Source organism: Mesorhizobium sp. BHbdii, from assembly GCF_053848045.1.
Genome location: NZ_JBSPKX010000294.1, coordinates 1 through 406 on the forward strand (window position 1 = coordinate 1; position 406 = coordinate 406).

Here is a 406-nt window from a genome sequence, read left to right on the forward strand (position 1 = left end):
TGCTGCCTCACGGCCGATGATGCCTTCCTCGACCTCGAGCGCCTGACGGCGGCGCAGAATGTCCTCTACCTCCGCCGGCGTAGCGTGCTGCGAAACGGCAACGCGGGCACAGGCGGTGTCGAGGAGGCTGACCGCCTTGTCCGGCAGCTGCCTGGCTGGAATGTAGCGGTGCGAAAGCGAAACCGAAGCCTCGATCGCCTCGTCAAGGATCTGCACCTTGTGGTGCTGCTCGAGAACACCGGCGACACCGCGCAGCATCAGCACGGCCACCGTCTCGGAAGGCTCTTCGATCTTGACCACCTGGAACCGACGGGTCAGCGCCGGATCCTTCTCGATATGCTGCTTGTATTCGGCCCACGTCGTGGCGGCGATGGTGCGAAGCTCGCCGCGCGCGAGCGCGGGCTTG

Annotated in this window: 1 pseudogene; it reads right to left on the reverse strand. The window is 65.8% G+C overall.

The window, feature by feature from the left end:
• Positions 1-406, reverse strand: a pseudogene (locus ACWTU8_RS33105) (type VI secretion system ATPase TssH); the annotation flags it as partial.